The organism is Xanthobacter lutulentifluminis (assembly GCF_043194675.2).
Classification (GTDB): Bacteria; Pseudomonadota; Alphaproteobacteria; order Rhizobiales; family Xanthobacteraceae; genus Xanthobacter.
Genome location: NZ_CM195525.1, coordinates 849,734 through 869,295, shown reverse-complemented (window position 1 = coordinate 869,295; position 19,562 = coordinate 849,734). Strand labels below are relative to the sequence as shown.

15 protein-coding genes are annotated in these 19,562 nt (G+C 69.7%); 10 read left to right on the top strand and 5 right to left on the bottom strand.

Features of this window, described 5'->3' with window-relative positions:
• The first annotated feature begins 179 nt into the window (after positions 1-179).
• On the top strand, positions 180-1,538 hold the full coding sequence (locus V5F49_RS03945; protein WP_394114482.1) for an LLM class flavin-dependent oxidoreductase: 1,359 nt from the start codon (positions 180-182) through the stop codon (positions 1,536-1,538).
• Between the two features lie 105 nt (positions 1,539-1,643).
• Here the strand turns inward: V5F49_RS03945 and V5F49_RS03940 are convergent, their stop codons facing one another.
• From V5F49_RS03940 to V5F49_RS03930, 3 genes are read right to left on the bottom strand one after another with little or no spacing between them, the layout of a single operon-like run.
• Positions 1,644-2,780 (bottom strand): ABC transporter substrate-binding protein, encoded by a 1,137-nt coding sequence (locus V5F49_RS03940; RefSeq protein ID WP_394114483.1) that lies wholly within the window; start codon positions 2,778-2,780, stop codon positions 1,644-1,646.
• Between the two features lie 44 nt (positions 2,781-2,824).
• Complete coding sequence (locus tag V5F49_RS03935) at positions 2,825-3,640, bottom strand: ABC transporter ATP-binding protein (protein WP_394114484.1); 816 nt, start codon at positions 3,638-3,640, stop codon at positions 2,825-2,827.
• Positions 3,634-4,656 carry an ABC transporter permease gene (locus V5F49_RS03930; RefSeq protein ID WP_394114485.1) on the bottom strand — a complete coding sequence of 341 codons (1,023 nt, stop codon included), beginning with the start codon at positions 4,654-4,656 and terminating at the stop codon, positions 3,634-3,636. Before V5F49_RS03930 ends, V5F49_RS03935 begins: the two co-directional genes overlap by 7 nt.
• A 382-nt stretch (positions 4,657-5,038) precedes the next feature.
• Between V5F49_RS03930 and V5F49_RS03925 the strand changes: the two genes are divergently transcribed.
• From V5F49_RS03925 to V5F49_RS03905, 5 genes are read left to right on the top strand one after another with little or no spacing between them, the layout of a single operon-like run.
• Positions 5,039-6,268, top strand: coding sequence for an ABC transporter substrate-binding protein (locus V5F49_RS03925; RefSeq protein WP_509210741.1), 1,230 nt, complete (start codon positions 5,039-5,041; stop codon positions 6,266-6,268).
• A gap of 59 nt (positions 6,269-6,327) precedes the next feature.
• Positions 6,328-7,287: a branched-chain amino acid ABC transporter permease gene (locus V5F49_RS03920; protein ID WP_394114487.1), complete on the top strand. Its 960-nt coding sequence runs from the start codon at positions 6,328-6,330 to the stop codon at positions 7,285-7,287.
• A 1-nt stretch (position 7,288) separates the two neighbouring features.
• Positions 7,289-9,052 carry a branched-chain amino acid ABC transporter ATP-binding protein/permease gene (locus V5F49_RS03915; RefSeq protein WP_394114488.1) on the top strand — a complete coding sequence of 588 codons (1,764 nt, stop codon included), beginning with the start codon at positions 7,289-7,291 and terminating at the stop codon, positions 9,050-9,052.
• On the top strand, positions 9,039-9,746 hold the full coding sequence (locus tag V5F49_RS03910; protein ID WP_394114489.1) for an ABC transporter ATP-binding protein: 708 nt from the start codon (positions 9,039-9,041) through the stop codon (positions 9,744-9,746). The genes V5F49_RS03915 and V5F49_RS03910 overlap by 14 nt, the downstream gene beginning before the upstream one ends.
• A gap of 30 nt (positions 9,747-9,776) precedes the next feature.
• Positions 9,777-10,514 (top strand): cyclase family protein, encoded by a 738-nt coding sequence (locus V5F49_RS03905; protein ID WP_394114490.1) that lies wholly within the window; start codon positions 9,777-9,779, stop codon positions 10,512-10,514.
• 58 nt (positions 10,515-10,572) lie between these two features.
• Here the strand turns inward: V5F49_RS03905 and V5F49_RS03900 are convergent, their stop codons facing one another.
• The gene (locus V5F49_RS03900) at positions 10,573-12,063 is read right to left on the bottom strand and encodes an aldehyde dehydrogenase (RefSeq protein ID WP_394114491.1); all 1,491 of its coding nucleotides are present in this window, start codon (positions 12,061-12,063) and stop codon (positions 10,573-10,575) included.
• A 315-nt stretch (positions 12,064-12,378) separates the two neighbouring features.
• Between V5F49_RS03900 and V5F49_RS03895 the strand changes: the two genes are divergently transcribed.
• Both V5F49_RS03895 and V5F49_RS03890 read left to right on the top strand, forming a co-directional pair.
• Complete coding sequence (locus V5F49_RS03895) at positions 12,379-14,058, top strand: GMC family oxidoreductase (RefSeq protein WP_394114492.1); 1,680 nt, start codon at positions 12,379-12,381, stop codon at positions 14,056-14,058.
• Positions 14,059-14,066: 8 nt separating this feature from the next.
• On the top strand, positions 14,067-15,239 hold the full coding sequence (locus V5F49_RS03890; protein WP_394114493.1) for a mandelate racemase/muconate lactonizing enzyme family protein: 1,173 nt from the start codon (positions 14,067-14,069) through the stop codon (positions 15,237-15,239).
• Positions 15,240-15,290: 51 nt separating this feature from the next.
• On the opposite strand, the gene V5F49_RS03885 is transcribed toward V5F49_RS03890, so the two are convergent.
• Positions 15,291-16,238, bottom strand: coding sequence for a LysR substrate-binding domain-containing protein (locus V5F49_RS03885; protein ID WP_394114494.1), 948 nt, complete (start codon positions 16,236-16,238; stop codon positions 15,291-15,293).
• 128 nt (positions 16,239-16,366) lie between these two features.
• On the opposite strand from V5F49_RS03885, the gene tcuA reads away from it, so the two are divergent.
• Together tcuA and V5F49_RS03875 are read left to right on the top strand one after the other, a co-directional pair.
• A complete protein-coding gene (gene tcuA, locus V5F49_RS03880; RefSeq protein ID WP_394114495.1) occupies positions 16,367-17,905 on the top strand; it encodes an FAD-dependent tricarballylate dehydrogenase TcuA in 1,539 nt (512 codons plus the stop codon).
• A 193-nt stretch (positions 17,906-18,098) separates the two neighbouring features.
• Entirely contained in the window at positions 18,099-19,496 is a 1,398-nt protein-coding gene (locus V5F49_RS03875) for an MmgE/PrpD family protein (protein ID WP_394114496.1), read from the top strand.
• Positions 19,497-19,562: the final 66 nt, after the last annotated feature.

Genomic DNA, 19,562 nt, shown 5'->3' with positions numbered 1-19,562 from the left:
CAATGTCAATAAAATGAATTGAAATAGTGGTTATAATGCGCGACAGTCCCGCTCCCTCCGATCGGGAGCGTCGCGTCGCGACGCGTTCGGCCGGCGGACCGCGCATCCAACCGACCCGAACGCCGCGCCGGACCCTGCCTCGCCGGAGCTGGCACACAGATCGCCCGCGGAGGCGAAAGATGAAGAAGTCCCGTCAGATCAAGCTCGGCGCCTTCCTGATGACGGATGGCCACCACGTCGCCGGCTGGCGCCATCCGCGCGCGCCGGCCAATGCGAACGTGCGGGTGGACCATTTCCTGCGCCTCGCCCGCATCGCCGAGGCCGCCAAGTTCGATGCCATCTTCCTGTCCGACTCGCTCGGAGTGCGGGACACGAACCTCGAGTCGGTCCACCGCACCTCGCGCAACGTGGGGTTCGAGCCGCTCACCCTCCTGTCGGCGCTTTCGGTGGTGACGCACAACATCGGCCTCATCGGCACCGCGTCCACCTCCTTCAACGAGCCGTTCCACGTCGCCCGCAAGTTCGCCTCCCTCGACCTGATGAGCGGCGGGCGCGCGGCATGGAACCTCGTCACCTCCTCCGGCGAGGAGGAGGCCCGCAACTTCAACCGCGACCGGCACATTCCCCATGCGGAGCGCTACGAGCGCGCCCGCGAGTTCCTTCAGGTGGTCAAGGGCCTGTGGAACAGCTGGGAGGATGATGCCTTCATCCGCGACCCCGTCTCCGGCACCTTCTTCGATCCGCAGAAGCTCCACCTGCTGAACCACCGCGGGACGCACTTCAAGGTCGATGGCCCGCTCAATGTGGCCCGCTCGCCGCAGGGCCATCCGGTGGTGGTGCAGGCCGGCGCCTCCGAGGACGGCCGCGCGCTGGCCGGCGAGAGCGCTGAAGCCATCTTCTGCGCCCATCGCACCCTCGCCGAGGCGCGCGCCTTCTATGCCGACATCAAGACCCGCGCCGCCAATGCCGGGCGCAATCCGGACCACGTGAAGATCATGCCCGGCGTGTTCCCGGTCATCGGCCGCACCGAGGCGGAGGCGCGCGAGAAGTTCGAGGAGTTGCAGTCGCTCATCCATCCGGCGGTGGGGCTGCAGCTGCTCTCCGTGGTGGCGGGGGTGGGTGACCTTTCGGGCTACGACCTCGACGGCCCCTTGCCCGACCTGCCGGAGACCAACGGCCCCAAGAGCCGCCAGCAGCTGGTGATCGACGCCGCCCGGCGCGACAATCTCACCATCCGCCAGCTCTATCTCTCCATCGCCGGCGCGCGCGGCCACTGGCAGGTGGTGGGCACGGCCGAGCAGGTGGCCGATGCGCTGGAGGAGCGGTTCACCCGGGAGGGCGCGGACGGCTTCAACGTCATGGCGCCGCACCTGCCGGGCGGCCTCGAGGACTTCATCGAGGGCGTGGTGCCGATCCTGCGCAAGCGCGGCCTGTTCCGCAGCGAATACGAGGGCACCACCCTGCGCGAGAACCTGGGCCTGCCCTTCCCCGCCCACCCGGCCACGCGCCCGGCGCGTGCGGCGGCGGCGGCGGAGTAGCGGCTGCCGCACGATCGACAGTGGAAAAAGACGACAGTGGAAAAAGAGAACGGCGGCCGGGATGTCCCGGCCGCCGTTTTCATTCGGGCGCTGGCGGCGCGTACGTCAGACCGAGAGCACGTCCGCATAGACCTTCTCGGCGAAGCGCTGGGTGTTGGTGCCGGGCTTGAACACCTGCACCAGCTTCAGCTCTTCGGCATAGGCCGCGATCTGCCGCTTCAGGTCGGCGCCCACCGGGCTGTGGTGGTGGTCCTGGCTGTTCAGCATGGCGACGAGATCGTCCACCGATCCCTTGCCGCCGTAGCCGGCAAAGACACGGGCGGCGAGCTCCGGATCGGTGCCGGCCTTGTGCGCGCCTTCGAGGATCGCGCGGGTGAGGGCGGTGGCCACCGGCCGCTCGTCACGCACGAGGCTGCCGCGGATGCCGATGATGCAGCAGGTGCGGTCGGCGTATTTCTCCGACAGGTTGGTGGCGAGCTCCACCAGCTTGCCCTTGCTTTCCTTGATCCAGATCCAGGTGCGCGGATCGGCGTCGGCCAGCGCCTGCGCCTCGCCCTTGTCGATGGCGAGCGGCAGCGCCTCCAGCGGATACTGGCGCCACTCCACGTCCTTCGCCGGGTCGATGCCGTGCTCGGCGAGGAAGATGGAGAAGAAGTTCTTGCCGGGCGAGGCCTGGTCGGAGACCGCGATGGTCTTGCCCTTCAGGTCGGAGACCTGCTTCACGCCCGAGCTGGCGTCGCCCAGCAGGCGCAGGCAGCCGCCGTGGACGCCGGCGGTGATCTTCACGTCGAAGCCCTGCTCCAGCGGCTTCAGCCAGCGCAGCGCCATGCCGATGCCGGCGTCCGCCTTGCCGGTGGCGATGGCTTCCAGCAGCTGCTCGGTGGAGCTGCCGAAATTCACGAACTCCACGTCGAGCCCGTGGCGGGCGAAGATGCCGGTCTCCTTGGCCACCGGGGCGGCGGCGGTGCAGATGGCGCTGGCGTTCCAGGCGAGCTTGAGCGGGCGCAGCGGGCCGGTGGGGGCGGCGCCTTCCGCGGCGGTGAGGCAGAGCGGGAAGGCATCCACCGGAACGGCCGCCGGCGCCTGCATCAGGTTCGCCGCGAGCACGCGCCCGCCGACGCCGCCGATGAGGGTGGCGGCGCCGGCGGCGAGGCCATAGCGCAGCAGCTGCCGTCGGCTGGACTGCGGCGCCGGGGCCCCGGTCTGGGTGTCGGGGTCTGCAGGGGTGGGGGACGTGGTCATGGAAGGACTCCTCGGGATCGACGGAAAAGGGGACGCGGGGCGGCTCACCAGGTGGCGTCGAGCCCCAGCAGGCCGAGCAGGTGGTGGCGCAGCTCCGCGAGCCGCGGGTCGCCGCGGTGGCGCGGGTAGGGCACGTCCACCGCCACGTCGGCCTTGATGGTCGCGGGCCGCTCGGAGAAGACGATCACCCGCTCGGCGAGGAACAGCGCCTCCTCCACGTCGTGGGTGACCAGCAGCGCGGTGAAGCGCGCGTCCTGCCAGAGCTTCAGGATCTCGCCCTGCATGGTGATGCGGGTGAGGCTGTCGAGCTTGCCCAGCGGCTCGTCGAGCAGCAGCAGGCGCGGCTCGTTCACCAGCGCCCGGGCGAGGGCGACGCGCTGGGCCATGCCGCCGGAGAGCTGGCGCGGATAGGCGCTGGCGAAGCCGGAGAGGCCGACGAGGGAAAGCGCCTCGCCCACGCGGCGGCGCTGGGCCTTCAGGAGGCCGCGCGCCTCCAGGCCGAGCGACACGTTGGCCTCCACCGTGCGCCACGGATAGAGGGTCGGGTCCTGGAACACGAGGATGCGCGAGGGGTCGGGGTCGGTGATCGCGGACCCGTCGGCGGTGATGGTGCCGGCGGTGGCGTGGTCGAGCCCCGCCACCAGCCGCAGCAAAGTGGACTTGCCGCAGCCGGAAGGACCGAGCAGGGCGACGAACTCGCCGGGGCGGGCGGTGAAGCCCACGTCCCGCAGCACCGGCAGCGGGGCGCCCTCCAGCTGGAAGGCGTGGCTCACGCCGTCCACGTCGAGGCGGATGCCGGGATCGAGGTCCGCGGCGGTGGCGGGAGAGGGAGAGGGGGAGGAGAGGGCCGCGCTCACCACCGCACCAGCTCCTTCTGCCAGGCGAGGGTCCGGTCGCGCAGCCGGAACAGCAGCGTGACGAGGGTGGAGCACATGAGCGCCATCACCAGCAGCGCGGCATACATGTTGGCGTAGGCGGCCCAGCCCTGCGCCCATTGCAGGTACCATCCGAGGCCGGCCTTCACGCCCAGCATCTCCGCCACCACCAGCACCGCGAACGAGGTGCCGAGCCCCATGAACAGGCCGACGAACACGTGCGGCAAAGCGGCGGGAATGGCCACCTTCAGCACCAGGAAGCGCTGGCTGGCGCCGAGCGTGCGGGCGATGTCGTAATAGTCCTTGTTCACCGAGGCGATGCCGGACCAGGTGAGGATGGTCACCGGGAAGCCGGTGGCCAATGCCAGCAGGAACACGCTGGCGCTCCAGGAGGACGGGAACAGGAAGAACGCCACCGGCAGCCAGGCCGTGGCGGGCAGGGGGCCGATGAAGCGCAGCACCGGATGCGCCCAATAGCCGGCGATGCGCCACCAGCCGATGGACACCCCGAGCGTCACGCCCACCGCCGCGCCGATGGCATAGCCCCAGGCCAGCAGCTTCAGCGAGGCCACCGTGCTCAGGCCGAGCTTGGGCCAGTCGTCCAGATAGACCTCCAGCAGCGCCTGGGGCGCGACGAAGAACGGGCGCGGCAGCAGCTCCAGCTTCGCGGTCACCGCCTCCCACCCCAGCAGTCCGAGCGGGAGGACGGCGAGCCACGGGCCCCAGTGGCGCAGGCCCTTCAGGTTTAGTCCGGCCAGCGGGCCGGCGACGGCGGCGAGGATGAGGAAGGAGCCGATGGCGGCGACGCCGACCGCGAATTCCCGCGTGTACGCCACGTCGTCGGCGTCGGGGACGATGCCGCTGTAGGCGCCGGCCGCCAGCCACAACAGGCCGGCTATCAGGCCCGTCGGCCACAACAGCGGCTGGCCGGCCGTTCTTCGGGCGGTGCGTCCGGCGGCGAAGGGTTTGGGGTGGGCGGCGTCGATGAGGTGATCTGTCATTGCGTGCCCCGGCTGCGGAGTGAGCGTGGCGCCCGGATCCACGCCGCCGCCACCGGGGCGGAACGCCTCGGCCATCACGGCAGCTCGATTTCCGGATGGAGCCAGCTTCCCCCTCGGCATTAGATAGAATTAATTCTATCGATTCTATCAAGTTTTAGTCAAGCCGAGTGTGGCCCCGCTGTGGCCAACCTGCGCGTGCGGCGTCCGTCCGGCATCACGACGGGGTGTGGGCCGAGCCTCGATGCCGGCAGCGCATACTACGATTGTCAATTATTATGGGAGTGCATAGCCAGCCTCCCCTATGCTTTCCCGCGTATTGCCTCGAATGGCAAAAAGAAAAGCAAAAACAAAACAATAAACATAATGGGAGGGCGTTCGCGCCATGGCCGGAATGCAGAAGTTCAAACGTGCCTTGACGCTAGCCTGCGGCCTCGCTTCGCTGGGCCTGCCGGCATCGGTCCGGGCGGAAGACGTGAAGGTCGCGCTGATCACGCCCGTCTCCGGCCCGATGGCGCGGCAGGGCGACCTGATGCGCAAGGGCGCCGAGCTCGCCATCGAGGACATCAACGCCGCCGGCGGCATCAAGGCGCTGGGCGGTGCGAGGCTCTCGCTGGTGGTCGAGGACGCGGGCGACAAGGTGGAGACCGCCAAGAACGCCGCGCAGCGTCTGGTGGCCAACCGCGCCGGCGTGGTCGCGGGAACGGGGGCGTGGAGCTCCTCGCTCACCCTCGCCATCACCGAGGTGACGGAGCGCGCGGAGCTGCCCTGGCTCACGCTCTCCTACGCGGACCAGATCACCGACCGCGGTTTCCGCTACGTGGTCCAGACCGTGCCGGTGGCGAGCCAGCTGGCGCTCAACTCCATGCCCACGGTGCTCGACATGGCGCAGGCCGCCTCCGGACGGCGCCCGACCAAGGTCGCCATCATCTCCGACAGCACCGCCGCGTCGCAGGCGTTCGTGACGCCGTTGCGCGATGGCGGGTTCCAGAAGCTGGGCGTCACCGTGGTCGCCGACGATGTCTTCACGCCGCCGCTGACCGATGCGACGGCGATGATCCAGAAGCTGCGCGCCACCCGGCCGGACTTCCTGCTGTTCTACTCCACCAGCTTTCCCGACGCGAAGCTGGTGCTGAACAAGATGAACGAGTTCGGCCTCGGCAAGGGCAAGCTGCCGGCGGTCACCGTGGGCGTGCAGCTGGCCAGCCCGGAGATCCTCAAGGCGGTGGGGCCGGAGCTTCTGGAAGGGCTGGTGGTGGTGGCGCCAAACTGGCCCTCGAAGGCGCAGGAAGCCGCCCTTCCGGGCCTCACCCGCCGCAGCGGAGAGCCCTGGCTGGGCCAGGACACCATCAGCACCTATGGCGACATCTGGCTGATCAAGGATGCGCTTGAGCGGGCGGGCTCCACCGACAGCGCGAAGGTGATGGCCGCCCTGCGCGCCACCAACCGTGCCGACGGCCCCGCCGACTACTATCTCGGCGATCGCCTCGCCTTCGACGACAAGGGCCGCCGGCTGGGTGGCGCGGTTGGGCTGGTGCAGTGGCAGGGCGGCGCGCCCTACCTCATCTGGCCGAAGGAAGACGCGGTGCGCACGCCGCTCTGGCCGAAGTCCTGACAGCCACGCGGCGGGGCCCGCCCCCGCCGCGCCCCGATCGCTCGAAACGGGCCTTGCCGATGTCTTTTTATCCTTCCGGCCTCGAGGCCGTGCTGCAGGCGGTGGCGACCGGCCTGCTCGTGGGCTCCACCTACGGGCTGATGTGCGTCGCGCTGGGGCTGATCTTCGGAATCATGCGCCTCATCAACTTCGCCCAGGGCGATTTCCTGATGCTGGGCATGTACTTCGCGCTGGCGATCCTGTCCGGCCTCGGGTTCGGCTCCCTGCTCGGGTCGCTGCCGGCGCTGCTGCTCGCGGCGGTGGCCGCCGTGCCGGTGTTCTTCCTCGCCGGCTGGGTCATGCACGGGCTGCTGCTCGGCCGCATCGGCCAGGGCCGGCCGGACATGACCGAGAGCGAGAAGCACCAGACGCAGCTCATCATGACGCTCGGCATCTCGCTGGTGCTGTCCAACGGCGGGCTGATGCTGTTCGGCTCGACCCCGGTCTCGCTGCAGACGCCGCTCGCCTCGCAGGCGGTCGTGCTCGATGCCTTCGGCGGCGACGTGCTGGTGTTCCTCAACGAGGCGCGGGTGCTGGCGGCGCTGGCGGCGCTGGCCGCGAGCGGCGGGCTCTACCTGCTCCTTCACCGCACCGACCTCGGCAAGAAGCTGCGCGCCGCCGCGGACAACCCGCTGGCGGCCACCTACATGGGCGTGGACGTGGCCCGCTGCCATCGCGTCACCTTCGGCCTCGGCTTCGGCCTCACCGCGCTCGCCGGCGCGATGGTCGCGAGCTACTACCCGTTCCAGCCCTATGTGGGCCTCGACTTCGTCATCGTGATGTATGCCGGCGTGGTGCTGGGCGGCCTCGGGTCCATCATGGGCTCGTTCTGGGGCGGCGTGGTGATCGGGCTGGTGCAGCAGCTGTCCACGCTGGTGCTGCCCATGCAGCTGCAGGGCACCACGGTGTTCGTCGTGTTCCTCCTCATCCTGCTGGTCCGCCCGCAGGGCCTTTTCGGCCGCAGCGTGGAGCGCGCCTGACATGTTCAACCCGCATCCTCGCCTCGCCTATGCCGGCATCGTGGCGCTCGGCGTCGCCTATGCGCTGGCGATCTTCCTCACGTCCAATTCGTACTACCAGCTGATGCTGGCGCTGGTGCCGGTGTGGGCCGTGCTCGGGCTCGCCTGGAACGTGTTCTCCGGCTACAGCGGCCTCGTCTCGTTCGGCCATGCGGCCTTCTTCGGCATCGGCGCCTACACCACGACGCTGCTGTTCGCGAAGGCGGGCGTGACGCCGTGGATCGGCATTCCTGTGGCGGCCGCTGCCGGCAGCCTCGCCGCGGTGGTGATCGGCGCCATCACCTTCCGCCTGCGCGGGCACTACTTCGCCCTTGCCATGCTCGCCTACCCGCTGGCCATGCTCTACGTGTTCGAGTGGGCGGGATTCCAGGAGGTCTCGCTCCCCATGAAGCGGGAGAATGCCCTCGCCTTCATGCAGTTCGCCGACCAGCGGTGGAACGCGCTCATCGGCCTCGGCCTGCTGGTGCTGGCCATGCTGGTGTCGCTGCGCATCGAGCGCTCGCGCTTCGGCATGTCGCTCATCGCCATCAAGCAGAACGAGATCGCCGCCGAGGTGGCGGGCATCGACAGCTTCCGCTGGAAGCTGAAGGCCATCGCCCTGTCGGGGGCGCTCGCCGGCGCGGCGGGCGGGTTCTACGCGGTGGTGCTGCTGGTGGTGACGCCAGCGACCGTGTTCGGCCTCGCCACCTCGGCGCAGGCGCTCATCGTCACCATGTTCGGCGGCGTGGGCACGCTGTGGGGGCCGGTGGCCGGCGCGGCGATCCTGGTGCCGGTGTCCGAGATCCTGCACGCCGAGCTCGGCGGCCGGCTGCCGGGCATCCAGGGCGTGGTGTTCGGCCTCGCCATCATCGTGGTGATGATGCGGATGCCGCAGGGCATCGTCTGGGCCATCCGCGACCGCTTCATGCCCCGGCCCCAGCGTCCGGCGCGGGCCGCCGGGACCGGCAAGGTGGAGCGCCTGACCGCGCCGTTCCAGCTCCCGGCCCATGCGGCGACGCTGCTGGAGGCGGAGGGCATCTCGCGCAGCTTCGGCGGGGTGCGCGCCCTCACCGACGTGAGCTTCCGCGTGCGCACCCAGGAGATCCTCGGCATCATCGGCCCCAACGGCGCCGGCAAGACCACCCTGTTCAACGTGCTCAACGGCCTCGTCACGCCGGGAAGCGGCGCGGTGCGGCTGGGCGGGCGCGACGTGTCGGGCCTGAAGCCGAGCCGCATCTGCGCCCGGGGAGTGGGGCGCACCTTCCAGGTGGCGCGGGTGTTCGCCCGCATGTCGCTGGTGGAGAACGTGGTGGTCGGCGCCTTCGTCGGCACCGCGACCGATCAGGAGGCTGCGGAGCGCGCCCGCGAGGCGCTGGGCCGGGTCGGGCTCGCCGACCTCGCGGAGGCCCCGGCCGAGGCGCTCACCAACTATGAGCTGCGGCTGCTGGAGGTGGCGCGGGCGCTCGCCTCGCGCCCGGTGCTGCTGCTGATGGACGAGCCCTTCGCAGGGCTCGACACCGGCGAGGTGCGCGTCTTCATGGGCCTCATCCGCGCCCTGCGGGAGGACGGCCTCACCATCGTGATCATCGAGCACACCATGCACGCCATGGTGAAGCTGGTGGACCGCTTCGTCGTGCTGGACCACGGCACGGTCATCGCCGACGGCGCGCCGCAGGACGTGGTGCGCGACCGCGCGGTGATCTCGGCCTATCTCGGTGAAAAATGGGTGCCCGATGCTGTCGCTTGAAGGGGTTAGCGTTCGCTACGGCGGCCGGATCGCCCTCGCCGACGTCGCTCTCGACGTGGCGGAAGGGGAGTTCGTCACCATCATCGGCCCCAACGGGGCCGGCAAGACCACCCTGATGAAGGCCATCTCCGGCGTGGTGCCGCTCTCCGGCGGGCGGATCCGCCTCGCGGGAACGGACCTGGGCCCGGTGGCCGCCAGCCGGCGTCCGCATCTCGGCCTCGCCCATGTGCCCGAGTACCGGCAGGTGTTCGGCAACATGTCGGTGATCGAGAACCTCGAGCTCGGCGCCATGCCGCTCGCCGACCGCGCGCGCCGCGCCGAGAACATCGAGCAGGCCCTCGCCCTGTTCCCGGTGCTGCGGGAGCGCGCGCAGCAGCTCGCCGGCACCCTCTCGGGCGGGCAGCAGCAGATGGTGGCGATCGCCCGCGGCCTCGTCTCCGCGCCGCGGGTGCTGCTGCTGGACGAGCCCTCCATGGGCCTCGCTCCGGCGGTGGTGGACACCATCTTCGAGCGCATCGCCGATGTCCATCGACAGACCGGGCTGACCATCGTGCTGGTGGAGCAGCGGGCGATGGAGGCGCTGGAGCTGTGCTCGCGCGCCTATGTGCTCTCGACCGGGCGGGTGGTTGCGAAGGGCTCCGGACGCGAGCTGATGCGCAACGAGGAGGTCAACCGGGCCTATCTGGGGGCCTGATCCCCGACGCCCCTAATCCGGGAGCAGACGATGTGCGAAGGGTGCCTGAAAACCCGGTCCGGCTGGCGCGGCTTCATGGAGCTGCCGCCGCCGCGGCCGCTGCTGGCGACCGGGGAGTGGGTGGACCTCTCCCACCCCGTGAGCCCGACCATGCCATGCGCGTCCATCTTCCCGGCGCCACGCTTCGAGCGGGTGCGGCAGGTGCCGCAGGACCCGTTCAACGTCACCGAGATGCACATGGTGGCCCATGCCGGGACGCATGTGGATTCCCCCATCCATTTCTTCAACGATGCCCCGGGCTTCGAGGACATCCCGCCGGAGCGGCTGTGCGGGCCCGGCGTGGTGTGGCACCTGCCGCAGCCGCCCGACGGGGTGATCGGCATCGGCGCCCTCCAGCGCGCCCGCCCGTTGCTGCAGCCGGGCGACATCCTTGCCATCGACACCGGCTGGGCGGCCCGCGTCGGCACCGCGCTCTATGAGCGCCATCCGAGCCTGTCGGTGGAGGCGGCGCGCTGGCTGGTGGATCAGCGGGTGAAGCTGTTCGCCTGCGATTTCGCCACGCCCGATCTGGTCTACCACCTGCGCGCGCCGGGCTTCGACTGGCCGGTCCACCGCACGCTGCTCGGCAACGGCGTTCTGGTCTGCGAGCATCTCACCGGACACGCCGGGCTCGCCGGGCGACGGGTGGAGTTCGTGTTCGGCGCCCTCAACGTCACCGGCTGCGATGGCGCGCCGGCACGCGTCCTCGCCCGTCCCATCGCCGATTGAGCCGCATCGCGGGCAATCCCGCAGGAGGGCAGGGGGCGAGCCCCCGCCCTCCGGCTCCTCACACCCGGACGGCGAACGGGTCCCGCACGTCGTCGGAGAAGTCCACCATCACGTTCTTGGTGCGGACGAACTCATAGAGCCCGTCCTCCCCGCGCTCGCGGCCGAAGCCGCTCTCCTTGACGCCGCCGAACGGGGTCTGGGCGGCGGAGGCGCGATAGGTGTTCACCCACACCATGCCCGAGCGGATGGCCCGGCTGACGCGCAGCGCCCGGTTCAGGTCCTGGGTCCAGATGCCGGAGGCGAGGCCGAAGCGCACGTCGTTGCCGATGGCGATGGCCTCCTCCTCCTCGTCGAAGGGGAGAATGGAGAGCACCGGCCCGAACACCTCCTCCTGGGCGATGCGCATGGAATTGCGCACGTTGGCGAAGATGGTGGGCTTCACGAACAGGCCGCGGGCAAGGTCACCCTCCCGCGCCGCCTCGCCGCCGGCCCTGAGCTCGGCGCCTTCCGCCTTCGCCGAGGCGATGAAATCCAGGATCATGTTGAACTGCGGCTCGTTGGCCGCGGTGCCCATCTCGGTGGCGGGGTCGAGCGGGTCGCCGAGGCGGATCATGCCGGCGCGCTCCACCAGCCGCTCGACGGCCTGCTCGTACACGGGGCGCTGCACCAGCAGGCGCGAGCCGGCGATGCAGGTCTGCCCGGTGGCGGCGAATATGCCGGCCAGCGCTCCGACCACCGCGCGGTCGAGGTTGGCGTCGGAGAAGATCATGTTGGGGGACTTGCCGCCCAGCTCCATGATGACGGGCACCAGCGCCTTGCCGGCCGCCGCCGCGACCTTCCGCCCGGTGTGCCCGCTGCCGGTGAAGGAGACCTTGTCCACCCCCGCCTCGATGAGCGCCTGTCCGGTGCGCCCGTCGCCGGTGACCACGTTGAACACGCCGGGCGGAAAGCCGGCCTGCTCCACCAGCCGGGCGAACTCCAGCGTGGTGACCGAGGCGTGCTCGGACGGCTTCACCACCACGCAGTTGCCGGCCGCCAGCGCCGCCGGCAGCTTGTTGGCGAGCAGCGACATGGGCGAGTTCCAGGCGGTGATGAGCGCCACCACGCCGAACGGCTCGTAGGTGGCGTAGTCGAACACGTTCTGCTGGTCGAGGGGGATCACCTTGCCCCAGATCTTGTCGGCATAGCCCGCGAAGAAGCGGTAGATGCGGGCGGAGAACAGCATCTGCGGCCGGGTCTCGCGGATGACCTTGCCGTTGTCGGTGGTCTCGAGGCGGGCCATGCGGTCGGCATTCTCCTCGAGCAGGTCGGCGAGACGCAGCATCAGCCGCCCGCGCTCAAGCCCCGTGGTGTGCCGCCAGGTGGTCTCGAAGGCGCGGCGCGCCGCCGCCACCGCTGCCTGAACGTCGTCCGCGCTGGCCTGGGAGACGAGGGCCCACGGCTCGCTGGTGAACGGGTTGTAGGTGGGGAAGGTGGTCTCGCCTTGCGCCGGCGTCCAGCGGCCGTCGATATAGAGCGGATAGGTCTTCAGCTGGCCGAGGGCGTTCATCCCGTGTCTCCTGTCGCGCAGGACCGGCGGGGCAACGCCCCGCGCCTGCTTCCGTGCGCGCCGACGCTAGAAGCGCCGACCATAAGCGAAAAATACCTTCTTTCCATGCGGGCATGCTCAGGACGCATACTGCCGGGGCGGCGTCACACCATGCGCGATTGGCATACTGGAGGCCGTTTCGTGATTATCTTCCGATTGTGAAGCCCCCTAAGGTCGCTGCCCGTGAGCCGGAGGTGTCGGGGGAAGCGCGCCTTCCGGCACATGCGGCGACAAGATCGACGGTCCGCGCGGGGACCGCAAGGGACGGTGGGAGTAATGGAAACGCCAGGAAAGAACGTTCGGGAAGCGGCTGCGGAGACCCATGACTTCGATTTCGTGGTCGTCGGCGCGGGCTCCGCCGGCTGCGTGGTCGCCAACCGCCTCTCTGCGGACGGCGCCTACAAGGTGCTGCTGATCGAGGCCGGCGGCCGGGACCGCTCCATCAACATTCATGTGCCGCTGATGGTCGTGAACCTGCTCCGGGACGAGCGCTACACGTGGCCCTTCATGACCGAGAAGCAGGTCCACCTGAACGGCAAGGAGCAGCTGTGGACGCGCGGCAAGGTGCTCGGCGGCTCCAGCTCCATCAACGGCAACGTCTACGTCCGCGGCGATCCCGCCGAATTCGATTCCTGGACCGGCATGGGCTGCCCCGGCTGGGGCTGGGAGGACATGCTGCCCTATTTCAAGCGCATGGAGAATTTTGCCGAGGGCGATCCCAGGACCCGTGGCAAGGGCGGCCCCATCAACGTCACGCAGCTGAAGAACTTCGACAAGCTCGCCGACGCCTATCTGGCCGCCAACCGCGAGGCCGGTTTCGAGCTGGTGGACGACTACAATGACGGCCACTACGAGGGCGCGTCCTACCTGCAATACTCCACGCGTCGCGGCTTCCGCTGCTCCTCTGCGGTCGGGTACCTGCGCCCCGCGCGCGGGCGCCCCAACCTGACGGTCTGGACCAACACCATGGTCGCCCGCGTGCTGCTGGAGGGCCGCCGCGCCGTGGGCGTGGAATGCCTCAGGGACGGCAAGGTGGTCCATGCCCGCGCCGGACGCGAGGTGGTGCTCTCGGCCGGGCCGTTGCAGTCGCCCAAGATCCTGGAGCTGTCGGGCATCGGCCGGCGCGACGTGCTCGCCCCGCTCGGCATCGAGGTGCGGCACGAGCTTGCGGGCGTCGGCGAGAACATGTCGGACCACCCCAACGTGCGCCTGACCTTCGAGTGCGCGCAGCCCATCACCATCAACGACGTGCTCCAGCGCCCCACCAGCAAGCTGAAGGAGGGCCTGCGGTACATCCTGTTCGGCAAGGGCCTGCTCTCGATCTGCTCGGCGACGGCGCACACCGTCATGCGCAGCGATCCCGGCGAGAACCAGCCGGACCTGAAGCTCCAGCTCCAGCCGTTCTCGGGCAAGGACCGCTACGCCCGGCGGCCGAAGGACGGGCTCGATCCCTATTCGGGCTTCACCATCGGCATCATGGCGCTGCGCCCGCGCTCGCGCGGATACGTGCACATCGCCTCCACCGACCCGATGAAGCACCCGAGGATCGATCCCAACTACCTGGCGGAGGAGGCGGATGCGAAGGTGCTGATGGCCGGCATCCGGGCGGTGCGCCGGCTGTCCGAGGCGCCGTCGCTCAAGCGGCTCATCGTGCGCGAGACGCGGCCGGGACCGCAGGTGCAGAGCGAGGCGGACCTCATCGCCTACATCCGCTCCACGGCCCAGACCACCTGGCACGTGGTCGGCTCCTGCAAGATGGGGCTCGATCCCGAGGCGGTGGTCGATCCCCAGCTGAAGGTGCGCGGCATCGAGGGGCTGCGGGTGATCGACTCCTCCGTGTTCCCCACCATACCGTCCTCGAACACCAACGCGCCCACCATCGCGCTGGGCGAGCGGGGCGCGGACCTCATCCTGAGGGACTGCGCGGGGAAAGCAGAGATCAGCCGGGCGGCCTGAGGGAAATCATGATCGAGCGTATCGAGGTTTTCGTTACCGAGCTGCCCATCCGTCTCAAGCGCATCTTCTCCAGCGGAAGCTACGACACCGGGCCTGCCGGGCAGCTGCTCGGCAAGCCGGTGTTCGTGAAGATCCACGCCGAGGGGGTGGTGGGCTGCGCCCAGATCCGGCCCATCAGCCCGGGCCATTTCGTTGCCGACACCACCCAGTCCGTGGTGGCCGCCATCCGCGAGATCTACGGCCCGAACCTCATCGGCCGCAGCATCTTCGACACGGAGGCCATCACCGAGATGTTCGACCTGCGCCTCGCCGCCAATCCGGCGGCGCGGGCGGTGCTCGACATCGCCCTGCACGATGCCATGGGCAAGGCGCTGGGGGTGCCGGTGCACCGGCTGATCGGCGGGCGCAGCCAGGGCGTCATTCCGCTCGAGTGGTCGGTGAGCCTCGCCGACGACGTGGCGGTGATGATCGCCGAGGCGAAACGCGCGGTCGACGAGTTCGGCATCACCGTGCTCTGCCTGAAGGCCGCCGGCCGCAAGGGCTGGCGCGAGGACGTGAGGAACTTCGAGGCGGTCCGCCGCGCGGTGGGGGATCACATCGTCATCGGCGTCGATCCCAACACCGGCTGGAGCGTGCCCGATTCCATCGCCGCCATGGAGGCCATGCGTCCGTTCGACGTGGGGTACGTGGAGCAGCCGGTGGGGCGGCGCGATCTCGCCGGTCTCGCCGAGATCCGCCGCAATGCCCGCGGAGTGCCGCTGATGGCCGATGAGAGCCTGTTCACCGTCGAGGACGCCACCGCCCTCGCCGAGGCGAAGGCGGTCGATGTGTTCTGCATCAAGCTCTACAAGGTGGGCGGGCTGACGCCGGCACGGAAGATCGCGGCCATCGCCCAGGGCGCCGGCATCCAGCTCAACTGCGGCGGGCTCGCCACCGTCTCCACCTTCGAGGCGGCGGCATCGGCCCACTTCTGCGCCACCATCCCGGCGCGGCGGACCTTCGGCGCCGCCGAGTTCGTGTTCGGCCTGGGGCCGCTCGGGCGGGACCCGCTGTCGGCCAACGAGGCGCTGGTGATCAAGGACGGCGCCGTCGCGGTGCCCGACGGACCGGGCCTCGGCATCACGCTGGACGAGGCCGCCCTCGAGAAGGCGACCCTGCTCAAGGAGGTGATCGCCCGCTGAGGCCCGTCCTCGTTCGTGCCTCCACCGATCGGGCCGCGCGGCCGGGGCGCCTCACGCCTCGCCCGCGCGGCCCGCATTCGCGTCGCGCAGGGCGGCGCGCACCACCGCGGGCGTGAGCTTGGGCGCCACGGCGCGGATGAAGTCCAGCATGTAGGCGCGCAGGTAGGTGTTCGCGCGCAGGCTGATGAAGATCGTGCTCGGCTCGAACAGGTGGCTGGCGTCGCGGGCGCCGAGCTCGGTGTCGCGCCTGGGATCGAAGGTGATGGTGGTGAGCACGCCGATCCCCAGCCCGAGCTCGATGTAGGTCTTGCATACGTCCGCGTCGATGGCGCTCAGGATGATCTTGGGGTCGAGGCCGGCCGCCTTGAAGGCCTTCATCACCCGCCAGCGACCGCTGTAGCGCTGGTCGTAGGAGATGATGGGATAGCTCGCGATGGCCTCCAGCGTCAGCTCCGGCACCTGCAGGATGGGATGATCCTTGCGCGCCACCACCGAGCGGGGCAGGGAGAAGCACGGCAGCTTCACCAGATTGGGCAGGGCCGCGACGGTGTCGGTGCCGATGGCGATGTCGGCCTCGGCCGAATCCACCATGGCGCAGATGTCTTCCGGATTGCCCTGCCGCAGCACCAGTTGCACGTCGGGGTGGCTGCGCACGAATTCCTCGATCACCCGCGGCAGGACATAGCGCGCCTGGGTGTGGGTGGTGCCGATGGTCAGGGTGCCGTGGGCGCCGGAATTCACGTCCTCCTTCAGCGCCTTGAGCGCGGCCATGTCGGTCACGACCCGCTTGGCGATCTCCAGCACCTGGTAGCCGGGCTCGGTGGGCCCGATGATGCGGTTGCGGGTGCGCAGGAACACCTCGAACCCCAGCTCCGCCTCCAGCAGCTGGACCTGCCGGCTCACGCCCGGCTGGGAGGTGTGCAGCGCTTCCGCCGCGGCCGACAGGTGATTGTTCTGGCGAACGATTTCAAGGATGTAGCGGAGTTGCTGGAGTTTCATGGCGCCTCTGCATGCGCAATTTGTATCCCAGAATAACATCATATTCTGTGCGTGCATACTGAAGGTGGCTCTATGTGTTTCTCGACGGAGCGGGGCGTGTTGGCCCCTGCGCCAGGGAGATACGCTCGATGTCGGGGCTCACCGGAAAGAATTACGATGTAATCGTCGTCGGCGGCGGCAACGCCGCCCTGTGCGCGGCGCTGTCCGCGCGTGAGCACGGCGCCAGCGTCCTCGTGCTGGAGCGCGCGCCGTTCGCGGAGCGCGGCGGCAACTCCGCCTACACCGACGGCCTGATGCGGGTGGTCTACAACGGCGCGGACGACATCCGCGCCCTCGCCCCCGACCTCACCGACGAGGAGATGGCCAACTCGGACTTCGGGGCCTACACCGAGGACGACTTCTTCGACGACATGGCGCGCATCACCCAGTACCGGACCGATCCCGACCTGTGCGAGATCCTGGTCCGGCGCAGCAGGGAAACGCTGCTGTGGATGCGCGACCAGGGCGTGCGCTTCATGCCCAACTTCGGCCGCCAGGCGTTCCGGGTGGACGGGCGCTTCAAGTTCTGGGGCGGCGCCACCATCGTGGTCGCCTCCGGTGGGCCGGGCCTTGTCGACGCGCTGTTCGCCACCGCCGAGAAGAAGGGCGTCGAGGTGGTCTACGAGGCGTGGGTCCGCGGCCTCATCCACGACGACGCCGGCGTGCACGGCGTCACCCTGCAGCACGACGGCAAGACGGTGGATGTCACCGCCGGCGCCGTCATCCTCGCCTGCGGAGGGTTCGAGGCCAATGCCGAATGGCGGGCGCGCTATCTCGGCCCGGGCTGGGATCTCGCCAAGGTGCGCGGCACCCGCTTCAACAATGGCGACGGCCTCGCCATGGCCCTCGCCATCGGCGCGCAGCCCTACGGCCACTGGTCCGGCTGCCACGCCACCGCCTGGGAGCGCTACGCCAGCGAGTTCGGCGACCTCGCCATGACGCCGCAGTACCAGCGCCACTCCTATCCGTTCGCGGTGGTGGTGAACAAGGACGGCAACCGCTTCATCGACGAGGGGGCCGACTTCCGCAACTACACCTACGCCAAGTATGGCCAGGCGGTGCTCCAGCAGCCGGGCCAGGTGGCCTGGCAGATCTACGATGCCAAGACCCGCCACCTGCTGCGTGACGAGTACCGCGCCCGCACCGCCACCAAGGTGACCGCCGACACGCTGGAGGAGCTCGCCGACAGGATCGAGGAGATCGACAAGGCGCAGTTCCTCTCCACCATCGGCGCGTTCAACGCGGCGGTCCAGCAGGACGTGCCGTTCAACCCCAACGTGAAGGACGGCCGCGGCGCGCCCGGCCTGCCGGTGCCGCGCTCGAACTGGGCCTGCACCATCGATACCGCGCCGTTCGAGGCCTATGCGGTCACCTGCGGCGTCACCTTCACCTTCGGCGGCATCCGCGTCACCACCAGCGCCGAGGTGGTGAACACCGCGCAGGAGCCGATCCGCGGCCTGTTCGCGGCGGGCGAGATGATCGGCGGCATCTTCTACTTCAACTATCCGGGCGCGAGCGGCCTCACCAGCGGGGCGGTGTTCGGCCGTCTCGCCGGCCGCAGCGCGGCGCTGTTCGCCAAGGGCGAAAGCGCGGCCGCGCCCGCCGCCGAGGCCCGCAAGTACGGCTGAGGCCCGCAAATACGGCTGAGGCCCGCAAGTACGGCTGAGGCCCCAACCACGGCCAAGCCTGTCGGCTCCGGCCGGGGCCGAGCCATCGCCAGGGCCTGCCGGGGGCGCGTGCCCGTCCCTCTCCGGAGGGGCCCGAGGATGCGCGCCTCCGCCCGCCCGGGCGCCCCAGAACACACCCGAGGAGACACACCCAATGAACGTCGCCGTTTCCGTCGCATCGCCCACCCGGGCCCTTGCGGAGTTCGCCGCCAACCTGAGGTATGAGGACCTGCCGCCCGACCTCGTGGCCCAGGCCAAGCAGTGCATCCTCGACAGCCTCGGCTGCTCGGTGTTCGGCTCCGACAAGCCGTGGACGAAGGCGGTCGCCCGCGTGGTGTCGCGCCTCGGCCAGAACCAGAGCGCCAGCGCCTTCGGCATGAAGATGCGGGCCGACCCCACCGGCGCGGCCCTCATCAACGGCACCGCCGCGCAGGGCTTCGAGCTGGACGACTGCCACGACCAGTCCATGTCCCACTATGGCGCCGGCGTGGTGCCCACCGTGCTCGCCATGGCCGAGGCGTTCGGCCCGTTCAGCGGCAAGGACATCATCCTCGCCACCGTGGTGGGCTACGAGCTCGGCACCCGCATCGGCAACACCGTGAGCCCCCACGCCTTCAACCGCGGCTTCCATCCGTGCGGCCTCACCTCCACGTTCGCCGCCGCGGCCACCGCCGGCAAGCTGCTGAAGCTGGACGTGGACCAGTTCGTCAGCGCCCTGGGCCTCGCCGGGTCGCAGGCCGCCGGACTGATGGCGTCGCAGTACGGCGCCATGGCGAAGCGCTTCCATTCCGGCAAGGCCTGCCAGAACGGCATCCTCGCCGCCATGTCCGCGCAGGAGGGGCTGACCGGCGTGCGCAACGTGCTGGAAGCGCCCTATGGCGGCTTCTGCTCCACCTATGCGGAGAAGTACGACCTCGACTACGCCACCAATGGCCTCGGCACCGCGTTCGAGATGCGCCACAACGGCTTCAAGCGCTATTCCTCGCTGGCCTCCAGCCAGACCTCGGTGGATGCGCTGCGCGCCATCATCGCAGAGCATGGGGTGAAGGGCGCGGATGTGGCCAAGGTGTTCATCGAGACCACCGCCATGGTCCATCGCCACTGCGGCTGGCCCTACGTGCCGGCCGAGACCATCACCGCCCAGATGAACCTGCCCTACACCGCGGCGGTGACGCTGCTGGAGGGCAACGCCTTCATCGACCAGTACACCGACGACAAGCTGCGCGATCCCGCCATCCTCGACCTCGCCAATCGGGTGGAGGTGGTGGTGGCCCCCGATCTCGACGCCCTCGGCCCGCATGAGATGCGCGCGGTGCGTGTGACCGTCACCACCCGGTCGGGCGAGACCTTCACCCACGCCCAGACCTATCGCTCCGGCCACTGGAAGAACCCGCTTTCCGACGAGGTGCTGAAGGCGAAGTTCCGTGACCTCGCCGGCCGCGTCCTCGCGCCCGAGGCGGTGGCCGAGGTGGAGGAGATCGTCTCCACCCTCGAAGCCCATGCCGAGCCCGCCCCCCGGCTTGGCGCCGCCCTGCAGAAGCTGCGCGCCTGAGGCGCCCCCGGCGCGCCACCGGTTCCCGGCGGGCGCGCCGGCACAATCCAATTCAGGAAGGAACGC

Coding starts and splice junctions, on each gene's coding strand:
- V5F49_RS03945 (WP_394114482.1), top strand. CDS start 180: ATGAAGAAGTCCCGTCAGATCAAGCTCGGCGCCTTCCTGATGACGGAT.
- V5F49_RS03940 (WP_394114483.1), bottom strand. CDS start 2,780: ATGACCACGTCCCCCACCCCTGCAGACCCCGACACCCAGACCGGGGCC.
- V5F49_RS03930 (WP_394114485.1), bottom strand. CDS start 4,656: ATGACAGATCACCTCATCGACGCCGCCCACCCCAAACCCTTCGCCGCC.
- V5F49_RS03925 (WP_509210741.1), top strand. CDS start 5,039: ATGGCCGGAATGCAGAAGTTCAAACGTGCCTTGACGCTAGCCTGCGGC.
- V5F49_RS03920 (WP_394114487.1), top strand. CDS start 6,328: ATGTCTTTTTATCCTTCCGGCCTCGAGGCCGTGCTGCAGGCGGTGGCG.
- V5F49_RS03915 (WP_394114488.1), top strand. CDS start 7,289: ATGTTCAACCCGCATCCTCGCCTCGCCTATGCCGGCATCGTGGCGCTC.
- V5F49_RS03910 (WP_394114489.1), top strand. CDS start 9,039: ATGCTGTCGCTTGAAGGGGTTAGCGTTCGCTACGGCGGCCGGATCGCC.
- V5F49_RS03905 (WP_394114490.1), top strand. CDS start 9,777: ATGTGCGAAGGGTGCCTGAAAACCCGGTCCGGCTGGCGCGGCTTCATG.
- V5F49_RS03900 (WP_394114491.1), bottom strand. CDS start 12,063: ATGAACGCCCTCGGCCAGCTGAAGACCTATCCGCTCTATATCGACGGC.
- V5F49_RS03895 (WP_394114492.1), top strand. CDS start 12,379: ATGGAAACGCCAGGAAAGAACGTTCGGGAAGCGGCTGCGGAGACCCAT.
- V5F49_RS03890 (WP_394114493.1), top strand. CDS start 14,067: ATGATCGAGCGTATCGAGGTTTTCGTTACCGAGCTGCCCATCCGTCTC.
- V5F49_RS03885 (WP_394114494.1), bottom strand. CDS start 16,238: ATGAAACTCCAGCAACTCCGCTACATCCTTGAAATCGTTCGCCAGAAC.
- tcuA (WP_394114495.1), top strand. CDS start 16,367: ATGTCGGGGCTCACCGGAAAGAATTACGATGTAATCGTCGTCGGCGGC.
- V5F49_RS03875 (WP_394114496.1), top strand. CDS start 18,099: ATGAACGTCGCCGTTTCCGTCGCATCGCCCACCCGGGCCCTTGCGGAG.